Consider the following 8,381-nt stretch of genomic DNA (forward strand, 5'->3'; position numbering starts at 1 on the left):
GGACCATCGAAAAAGCGATGCGTCCAACCGGCACCGGAGACCGAGTCCAGCACCTACGAGCCGGGCGAAAATAGGCGCTTCCGTATCCCTCAGGAATTACGTGAGTTTGGAAGCCAATCTTCCAAAGAGTGGAAGGAAGCGGTATTTCTTCGCTCTAAGGGCCTTACAAATCAGGCCGTTTGCTCGGCCCTTTTTGCGATTCGACCTAAAAACGGCGACCCCTCCTTCCGATTTCCCCATGCAAGTGTATTGTTCCCGCCGCGCGCTTCCAAAATGTGAGAGTTAGATGGATCGAATCGAGGCAATGACACTGCTAGTCGCCACCGTGGAAAAAGGCAGCCTGTCTGCCGCCGGAAGGGCGCTCGGCGTTCCACTGGCGACCGTCAGCAGGAAGGTGTCGGACCTCGAAGCCCACCTAAGAACAAAACTTCTCAACCGTTCAAACCGGCGCCTGACACTCACGGACGCCGGCGAAGCGTACGTCGCCGCGAGCAAACGTATTCTCCAGCAGATCAACGAAGCAGAGCGCGCCGCTGCCGGCGAATACATCGCACCACGCGGAGACCTCGTCGTCACGGCGCCTATTGTGTTTGGACGGCTGCACATGGTGCCACCAATCGCGGCATTTCTCGAAGCCTATCCAGAGGTCGACGTGCGCTTGGCACTTGCCGACCGGGTCACAAATCTTATGGAAGAGCACATCGATGCGGCCCTGCGCATCAGTCTGCTCCCCGACAGCACGCTTCTGGCGACAAAGGTTGGTGAAATACGGCGCGTCGTGTGCGGCAGCCCAGCCTATTTCGATAAGCACGGGACTCCCGCAAAGCCTGCCGACCTAAGTGAGCTTTCATGCATCACATTCGAGGGACAATCCAACCCGCAATCGTGGAATTTCGGGACTGCAAAGGCGCCGGTAGTGGTGCCCGTCCATTCCAGGCTTATTGCGACGACGGCGGAAGCTTCGATCGACGCAGCAAAACTCGGAGCCGGCGTAACGCGAGTGCTGTCTTATCAAGTCGAAGATGCCGTTCGTAAAGGCGAGCTCGTCACTATTCTGGAAGATTTCGAACCACCCCCAATTCCCGTCAGTCTCGTCTACCGCGGCGGAGGGATGATTCCTCTCAAGCTTCGCGCGTTCCTTGACTTTATGACCCCACGATTGCGGGCGAGTCTCTCTCAGGCCAAATCACGGAGTGCAAAGCCACAAGGGCGCGCGGAGGAGAACGAAGCTGACACAGCATCGGCGGCCAGCACTGGGCCGCGCAAATCACGAAAGGCGGCCGACCAGTCAGCTTAATGGTGGGCGGCGCGTCCGGTCTGTCGTGGGGGCAAACCACGTCCTTCCAAGAAATGGAAGATCACGTTCCAACTCTACAGTATTTTACCAATACGGCTGGCCATCTACGTTCCTCTCCCCAATCAACGAGAAGACGAGTGCCATGACCCGACCCCCACTTCCCCCATTTTCCAGAGAGAGCGCTGTCGAAAAAGTCCGCCTTGCCGAAGACGGCTGGAACGGGAGGAATCCCGAAAAGGTCTCGCTGGCCTACACGCAGGACACGGTTTGGCGAAACCGCGCGGAATTCGTGAATGGACGAAGCGAGGTCGTTGCCTTCCTCACACGCAAGTGGGCAAAAGAGCTCGATTACCGGCTGATCAAAGAGCTCTGGGCATTTTCCGATAACCGCATCGCCGTCCGCTACGCCTATGAATGGCATGACGACAGCGGAAACTGGTTTCGCAGCTACGGAAACGAGAACTGGGAGTTCGCGCCGGATGGTTTGATGCATCGGCGTTTCGCATGCATCAATGACTTGCCGATCGTCGAAGCCGATCGCAAGTTTCGCTGGCCGTTGGGTCGTCGGCCGGACGATCATCCCTCCCTTAGCGAACTGGGACTGTAGCCCCCGCTCATTTCGTGGCGAGGCCACGACGCTGCTTGGCGCACCGCCGCGCAGCCAAGGGTAAGTCCTGCTCGGAGTTTAGTTATGCCGTTAGTCCACAATGCCGACGCCGCCCTGCACTATGACGTCGTTGGAGAAGGTGAACCCCTCCTCATCCTGCCTGGGCTGGCCATGGATATCGGTCCGTGGCGGCCGCTGGCGTCAATGCTGGTCGGCTTCAAGATCGTGTTTATCGACAATCGAGATGCCGGCGGAAGCTCTACGACCGCACAGCAATACGCTCTGTCGGATATGTCGGCAGACGTTCGTGCCGTTCTCGACGATCTTGGTCTCGAGCAAGTCAGCATCCTTGGTCATTCGCTCGGCGGGCAGATTGCGCAAGAGTTCGCGCTGCGCGACCCCAACCGCGTGCGCAAGCTGATCCTCGCGAACAGCTGGGCGCGGACAGATCAATATCTGGCGAACAAATTCGAAACCTGGCGGATATTGAAGAGGCATCTCCCTGATGCCCACTTCCGTGAGGTCATGACCTTCAATTTGAGCCATCCCGACGTGCTCGCGAGTGCTCCGCTTCACGCGATCACGGCGCTTACGAACCCGCTCTTTCACGATCAATCCGCAGATGCATTCTGTAGAGGCGCGAACGCTGCAAGTCAGGCTGACACGCTCGATCGCCTTACCGGTCTGGTGAGCCCGACCTTGGTGATTTCAGGCGAGCGTGACGTCGTCTTGCCTGCCCCCTATTCCGACGAACTGACCAATGCAATTCCCAAAGCCACGAGAATTCGTCTTGAGACGGCTGGCCACGCGGCCCCTTGGGAAGCATCGGAGATCTTCGTGAATGAGGTTCGGAGCTTTCTGAAACGACCTGCTTGACGACAAGGCTAACGCTGCGCCGCGTAGAATATGTACCCGGAGTTCCGAAATGCTGTGTTCGGCTGGTTAGAATTTCTCGACCCAGGGGCGTACCTCGACTTCGAATGACCAGGCACTGCGATGCTGGCGAAGGATGTCGATGTAGGTTTGCGCGATCGCGTCGGCCGACAGTGTACTATCGGGATTGTCCTGCGGATCCGAACGCGACGCGGATCGAACAGCTCCATCGATGACAAAATGCGCAACGTGGATGCCCATCGGCCCCAGTTCACGCGCGGCGCTCTGGGCCAATCCGCGTAGAGCAAACTTGCCCATCGCAAATGCCGAGGAGCGTGGAAAGCCCTTCACGCTGGCGGATGCCCCTGTGAGAAGAATGGCTCCCTTGCCATGCTTCACCATGCGTCGCGCCGCATGGTGGACCGCGAGAAACCCGCCGTAAGCGCTGATAGCAAGCGCCTTCTCCACTGCGACAGGATCGATTTCTGCGACTGGCCCAGGCGCCCGCGCGCTGGCATTGAACACAACCACGTCGGGCTCTCCGATCGTGGCGTCCACGTCGCGAAACAATGCCTCGACAGAGGCTCGGTCAGAAGCGTCCGCCGAGAAGACCTTTGCGCCAATCTCATCATCCAGCTGTTTTAATTTCGCAGTGCTGCGGGCGGCCAGTGCGACCTTGACGCCGAGTCCCGCCAACTGGCGGGCAACCGATGCACTGATCCCCGTGCCAGCTCCGATAATGAGTGCTGTGCGGTATGGAAACTCTGACATTGAAATCTCCGGACGTTATTTACGACGGGTCAAATGGTCTGCGGGCGCAGTTGATTTCGGCGTTGCCACGTTGCTCATCGATGGTACGAGCGCGGTCGCGACAACGAATGCCGGCATGATCATTCGAAAGGCATCTGCTTATGCCATCGTTGATGTCTCCGGTTAAGCCAGTAGCCACAATTACTTCAGAGCTGCGGTCTGTCCCTGTCGGTGCCACCAGGCAGAGCATCGTGGCGTGTGATGATTTGCTGACGTGACATCGCGCGATGTTCCGGCGTCTCTTTTCATACGATCGCGGGAAATCGATTTCGGTGCGCGTCGAGCGAAACAGCGCCGCCATTAAATCCGAGTGTCCAGACTGATTTGCTGCAGGGATTGCGCGAGCGCTTCCACCACAAGCGCTGTTTTTGTCCTCTCAATTCCTGGAAGATAAAGTTCCAAGGAAGCACGATATTCGGCAAATGCGGAAGCGAATACAAAACGTGTCAGGCAATGACGCCTGACCGAAAAAAGGAATTGCACCAATGTCCCGCATCGCCATCCCCGCCTCCGTCGACGCCGCTCCCGCCGCTTCTCGGCCCTTCCTCGACGCCGTGAACAAGCAGCTCGGCAGCGTCCCCAACCTGTTCCGCCTCGTGGCGACCAGCCCGGCCTCGCTCGAGGGTTACCTCGGCCTGTTCGGCGCGCTCGGAAAGGGCCAGCTGCCGGCTCCGACTCGCGAACGGATCGCCCTTGCCGTCGCCCAGATCAACGGTTGCGACTACTGCCTGTCGGCTCACACCTACCTCGGCAAGAATCTCGCCAAGCTCGACGACGCCGAGATCACCGCCAACCGCAATGGCGCCTCCAACGATCCCAAGGCTGACGCTGCGGTGAAGTTCGCGGCAACCGTGACGCGCGAGCGTGGCCACGTGAACGACGCAGCGCTGCAGAGCGTTCGTGCGGCCGGATACGACGACGCTCAGATCCTTGAGATCGTGCTTCACGTCGCTCTCAACACGCTGACGAACTACGTCAACGAAGTCGCAAAGACCGACGTCGACTTCCCGGTCGTTCACGCACGCGACGCCGCCTGATCGCCTTCACGAATCCGTGAGCGGTTCGCGTTGTAACGAATAGCCTCAAAACCACGAACACCTCTCGTGCCGCCCAAAACAGGCACAACCCAACAAGGAGTATTTTGATGTCCGCAAAGTCCACAATCAGTTCGCTGATTATCGCCGGCGCCGTTTCGAGCGCGCTGGCCTCGATCGCCATGGCAGCGCCGCTGACCAAGGCCGAAGAGCAGGCCGCCGTCTCTGCCCACAAGGTGAAGTGCTACGGCGTCGCCCTGAAGGGCCAGAACGACTGCGCCGCTGGTCCCGGCACCACCTGCCAGGGAACGTCCAACGTCGATTTCCAGGGCAACGCCTGGAAGTTCGTGCAGGGCGGCACCTGCGAGTCGATCGCCGTCCCGGGTGGCAAGCACGGTTCGCTGAAGCCGATCTGATCGCGACAGCAACCAAGCACGGAAAGCGGAGAAACGCTATGACCTCGAATAATAATCAGAACGCCGAAAACGTGGCGAGCGCTCTCCGCTTTCCAAACCATTCAATCGCCGGACAGGCTGGGACGAGCTTCAAGCACGAGCACCTTCCGGCGATCATGGCCGACGGAAAGCCCAAGGGCTTTTTTGAAGTCCATGCCGAAAACTACATGGGAGCCGGTGGGCCCCCGCACCGGGCGCTTGAAGCGATCCGACAGGATAATCCTGTATCGCTTCATGGCGTGTGCATGTCGATTGGTGGGCCGCAGCCGCTCGATCGCGAACATCTGGGACGATTCAGGTCGCTCGTCGAGCGCTATCAACCGGCACTCGTATCTGAGCATTTGGCCTGGTCCACGCATGAAAATACATTCTTCAACGACTTGCTCCCCTTGCCGTACACCAACGAAACGCTTTCGAGGGTTTGCGAGCATATCGATGAAGTGCAGCAGGCAATCGGGCGACCGATCCTTCTTGAGAATCCATCGACCTACGTCACGTTCCGCGAATCCACGATGAGCGAAACTGATTTCATCCGCACCATAGCGCGGAGAACCGGTTGTGGGCTTCTCCTCGACGTCAACAACGTCTTCGTGTCGGCGACCAATCACGGGTTCTCGGCGCTCGACTACCTCTCGGACTTTCCGCTTGCCAAAGTCGGCGAGATCCACCTCGCCGGCCACGCGGAGCAAGCGGACGACGAGGGCGAGCGTCTTCTCATCGATAGCCACGACGGCCCCGTCGCCGATGCAGTGTGGAAGCTCTACGAAATCGTCATTCAAAAATGCGGGCCGGTCCCGACGCTCATCGAGTGGGACAGCAACATTCCCGATTGGCCAGTGCTCAAGGCGGAGGCGACAGCCGCCCAGCAGATCCTGGATCGGTACATCGGATTCTCTTCTCTGGATAAGAGCCATGCAGCTTAGCCATCTTCCCCGGCAGGACATGCGGCAGCGTCAAACCTACGCCGACGCCTTCTCCCCTGCCCTTATCGATCCGGATCACCAAACGCCTGATGTCGTCGCGGGTCCGAACGGCAAGGCGGCGGTCAAGCGCTACAACGTTTATCGCAACAACGTCACCGTCAGTCTGATCGACTCGCTTGCCGCGATCTATCCCGCCGTGCAGCGTATCACCGGTGTCGAGTTCTTTCGGGCCATGGCCAGGTTTCATGTTCGCGCGACGCCGCCGACTTCGCCTCTCCTGTTCGAATACGGGCGCGACTTTCCGGCCTTCATAGAGAGCTATGAATACGCGCAGGCAATGCCCTGGCTTGCCGACACGGCGCGCATCGAACGAGCGTGGCTGGATGCTTATCACGCCGCTGACGCGGTCCCGCTTGCTCCCGAGCGCCTGGCGGCTGTGCCTCCCGAGCGCCTTGCGGATCTGACATTTGTTTCGCACCCGGCCACACAGGTCGTGAGATCTCGCTACGCGGCGCTGACGATATTCTCGGCAAACCGCGGCACGGAATCGACCGGCCAGATCGATCCGACGCAATCGGAAGACGCCCTGATTACGCGCCCGGAAAACGATGTCGAAGTCAGACATCTTCCCGAAGGCGGCGCGGTGTTTCTGACTGCGCTGCTGGCCGGGCAGTCACTCGGCCACGCTGCAGCCGCTGCGCTCGAAGAGGTCCCCGACTTCGACCTTGGTGCGAGCATCTCTGGCGTGTTGGCCGCCGGCGCATTTATCGCTGCAGAATTCGGAGAAGAATCATGACTGTCTTAGATCAATCCGCCGCCTCTCGCGGCAAGTTAAGAGGCGTGGCGGACATCGTCGAGCGCGCCAGTATGCTGGTGCAAACCGTTGCGCAGCCGTCCTTGGCGCAGCTGTTGCTGCGCGTTGCCATCGCCGTGCCGTTCTGGAAATCCGGTATCCTTAAGTGGGACGGCTTCCTGCAGCTGAGCGACACGGCCGTTACCTTGTTCAGCGATGAGTTCATGCTGCATCTCCCGGGTGGGCCCTACCCGTTCCCGGCACCAACGCTGATGGCGTTCCTGTCGGGCTGCGGCGAGATCACCTTTCCGGTTTTGCTGGTCCTCGGATTCGGCACCCGATTTGCGGCGCTGGGTCTGCTCTTCATGACCGTGATCGTTGAACTGACAGTGCCGGATGGGTGGCCGATCCATATCACCTGGGCTGCTATGGCGCTCGCCATTATGGCTTGGGGACCGGGCCGTATTTCAGTCGACTATGCGATCCGGCGTTTCCTCGGCTTGCCGACGACCTTTCGGCGAGACTCAAGGCCCGCTTGAAGACCCCGGCTTCGCCGAGGTCGATCTGCATGCCGGTCTAACGTCTCCCACCGAAAGGGGGACCTTCCGAAGGACGCCGCCGCCGCTGTTGCCCGCCGGCTGATGTACCGGACCTGCTCAGCGACGGAAGCGCTTTGATGTCGGGATTACGCGAAATGGGCCCGGTTCTTCTCGACGAACGTCTCGACAGTCATTGGCGCGACACCCGTCACTTGCCGAATGATACCGTCCTCGCCTTCGAATATCCCGTTCTGATAGTCGAGAGTCACCTCTCGCAGATGCTGGACGACGTGGGGATTTGCACGAATTGATGCGAGCCGGCCCTCAGCGAATTCATCAAATGTGATGGGTTCATAGTGCAGATCGCGGCCAAGGGCCTTGCCCATCGCCGCAGCAATCTCATAATGATTCATCTGGACAGGGCCGTGTAGGGTATAGGTCTTACCTGCGTGTGGCGCGGGATTCTGCAAAATGGCGGCGATCAAACGTCCCTGATCCTCCGACGCGATCGGCGCGTGGCGACCATCACCCATCGGCATTTTGACGGCTCCCGTCGACCGAAGCACGGTCGGATCCAGCATGATCGTCAGCCACTCCGCAAAAAATGTCGGTCTGAGATGAGTGGTCGGCGTTCCCGACCAATCGAAGATTCGCTCCGCCACCCAATGCTCCTGAGCAGCGTGGCTGTTCGCGTCTCGTCGCGCTGAAATTTGGGACATGTTCACAATCGCCTTCACGCCCTTCTCGGCTGCAGCAACGGCAAAAAAGCTCGTCGCGTCGATCAGGCGCGGCACGATCGGGTAGCAAAAGTATGCGCTCTGGATGCCATCGAGGGCGCTTGTGACGTCGTTGAGGCTGAGGAGATCGCCGATCACCACTTCCGCACCAAGCGCCCTGAGCTGATCGGCCTTCGGGCCATCGTGTGTCAATCGGCGTTCAAATTTGACCCCTCATCGGCGTCCAATTTTGACCCCTTTGCGCGGCGGGGTTTGGCGGTAGCGCTCGTCTCGTCGGAGCTGGCCGGGATTGCGGAGATGAGACGAGCGCGGG

10 protein-coding genes and 1 pseudogene are annotated in these 8,381 nt (G+C 59.5%); 8 read left to right on the forward strand and 3 right to left on the reverse strand.

The window, feature by feature from the left end:
- Positions 1 to 286 precede the first annotated feature (286 nt).
- From G8O24_RS27420 to G8O24_RS27430, 3 genes are all read left to right on the forward strand, one after another.
- Positions 287 to 1,297: a LysR family transcriptional regulator gene (locus G8O24_RS27420; RefSeq protein WP_188104787.1), complete on the forward strand. Its 1,011-nt coding sequence runs from the start codon at positions 287 to 289 to the stop codon at positions 1,295 to 1,297.
- A 142-nt stretch (positions 1,298 to 1,439) separates the two neighbouring features.
- Positions 1,440 to 1,904 (forward strand): nuclear transport factor 2 family protein, encoded by a 465-nt coding sequence (locus tag G8O24_RS27425; protein ID WP_188104789.1) that lies wholly within the window; start codon positions 1,440 to 1,442, stop codon positions 1,902 to 1,904.
- An 84-nt stretch (positions 1,905 to 1,988) separates the two neighbouring features.
- Positions 1,989 to 2,780 carry an alpha/beta fold hydrolase gene (locus G8O24_RS27430; RefSeq protein ID WP_188104791.1) on the forward strand — a complete coding sequence of 264 codons (792 nt, stop codon included), beginning with the start codon at positions 1,989 to 1,991 and terminating at the stop codon, positions 2,778 to 2,780.
- A gap of 66 nt (positions 2,781 to 2,846) precedes the next feature.
- Here the strand turns inward: G8O24_RS27430 and G8O24_RS27435 are convergent, their stop codons facing one another.
- The gene (locus G8O24_RS27435; protein WP_061979419.1) at positions 2,847 to 3,548 is read right to left on the reverse strand and encodes an SDR family NAD(P)-dependent oxidoreductase; all 702 of its coding nucleotides are present in this window, start codon (positions 3,546 to 3,548) and stop codon (positions 2,847 to 2,849) included.
- Between the two features lie 524 nt (positions 3,549 to 4,072).
- Here G8O24_RS27435 and G8O24_RS27440 point away from each other — a divergent pair.
- From G8O24_RS27440 to G8O24_RS27460, 5 genes are all read left to right on the forward strand, one after another.
- Positions 4,073 to 4,624 carry a carboxymuconolactone decarboxylase family protein gene (locus G8O24_RS27440; RefSeq protein WP_061979420.1) on the forward strand — a complete coding sequence of 184 codons (552 nt, stop codon included), beginning with the start codon at positions 4,073 to 4,075 and terminating at the stop codon, positions 4,622 to 4,624.
- A 107-nt stretch (positions 4,625 to 4,731) separates the two neighbouring features.
- On the forward strand, positions 4,732 to 5,037 hold the full coding sequence (locus G8O24_RS27445) for a BufA1 family periplasmic bufferin-type metallophore (RefSeq protein WP_061979421.1): 306 nt from the start codon (positions 4,732 to 4,734) through the stop codon (positions 5,035 to 5,037).
- Positions 5,038 to 5,075: 38 nt separating this feature from the next.
- Positions 5,076 to 5,999 carry an MNIO family bufferin maturase gene (gene bufB, locus G8O24_RS27450; RefSeq protein WP_061979422.1) on the forward strand — a complete coding sequence of 308 codons (924 nt, stop codon included), beginning with the start codon at positions 5,076 to 5,078 and terminating at the stop codon, positions 5,997 to 5,999.
- The gene (locus G8O24_RS27455) at positions 5,989 to 6,795 is read left to right on the forward strand and encodes an HvfC/BufC N-terminal domain-containing protein (protein WP_244646009.1); all 807 of its coding nucleotides are present in this window, start codon (positions 5,989 to 5,991) and stop codon (positions 6,793 to 6,795) included. The genes bufB and G8O24_RS27455 overlap by 11 nt, the downstream gene beginning before the upstream one ends.
- The gene (locus G8O24_RS27460; RefSeq protein WP_188104793.1) at positions 6,792 to 7,331 is read left to right on the forward strand and encodes a DoxX family protein; all 540 of its coding nucleotides are present in this window, start codon (positions 6,792 to 6,794) and stop codon (positions 7,329 to 7,331) included. Before G8O24_RS27455 ends, G8O24_RS27460 begins: the two co-directional genes overlap by 4 nt.
- A 146-nt stretch (positions 7,332 to 7,477) precedes the next feature.
- Here G8O24_RS27460 and G8O24_RS27465 read toward each other — a convergent pair whose 3' ends face one another.
- Positions 7,478 to 8,260 (reverse strand): NmrA family NAD(P)-binding protein, encoded by a 783-nt coding sequence (locus G8O24_RS27465; RefSeq protein WP_188104795.1) that lies wholly within the window; start codon positions 8,258 to 8,260, stop codon positions 7,478 to 7,480.
- A pseudogene (locus G8O24_RS45425) lies at positions 8,257 to 8,381 on the reverse strand (IS21-like element helper ATPase IstB); the annotation flags it as partial. The pseudogene G8O24_RS45425 and the gene G8O24_RS27465, both read right to left, overlap by 4 nt.

Origin of the sequence: Bradyrhizobium campsiandrae (assembly GCF_014529705.1) — a bacterium.
Classification (GTDB): domain Bacteria; phylum Pseudomonadota; class Alphaproteobacteria; order Rhizobiales; family Xanthobacteraceae; genus Bradyrhizobium; species Bradyrhizobium campsiandrae.

Coding starts and splice junctions, on each gene's coding strand:
- G8O24_RS27420 (WP_188104787.1), top strand. CDS start 287: ATGGATCGAATCGAGGCAATGACACTGCTAGTCGCCACCGTGGAAAAA.
- G8O24_RS27425 (WP_188104789.1), top strand. CDS start 1,440: ATGACCCGACCCCCACTTCCCCCATTTTCCAGAGAGAGCGCTGTCGAA.
- G8O24_RS27430 (WP_188104791.1), top strand. CDS start 1,989: ATGCCGTTAGTCCACAATGCCGACGCCGCCCTGCACTATGACGTCGTT.
- G8O24_RS27435 (WP_061979419.1), bottom strand. CDS start 3,548: ATGTCAGAGTTTCCATACCGCACAGCACTCATTATCGGAGCTGGCACG.
- G8O24_RS27440 (WP_061979420.1), top strand. CDS start 4,073: ATGTCCCGCATCGCCATCCCCGCCTCCGTCGACGCCGCTCCCGCCGCT.
- G8O24_RS27445 (WP_061979421.1), top strand. CDS start 4,732: ATGTCCGCAAAGTCCACAATCAGTTCGCTGATTATCGCCGGCGCCGTT.
- bufB (WP_061979422.1), top strand. CDS start 5,076: ATGACCTCGAATAATAATCAGAACGCCGAAAACGTGGCGAGCGCTCTC.
- G8O24_RS27455 (WP_244646009.1), top strand. CDS start 5,989: ATGCAGCTTAGCCATCTTCCCCGGCAGGACATGCGGCAGCGTCAAACC.
- G8O24_RS27460 (WP_188104793.1), top strand. CDS start 6,792: ATGACTGTCTTAGATCAATCCGCCGCCTCTCGCGGCAAGTTAAGAGGC.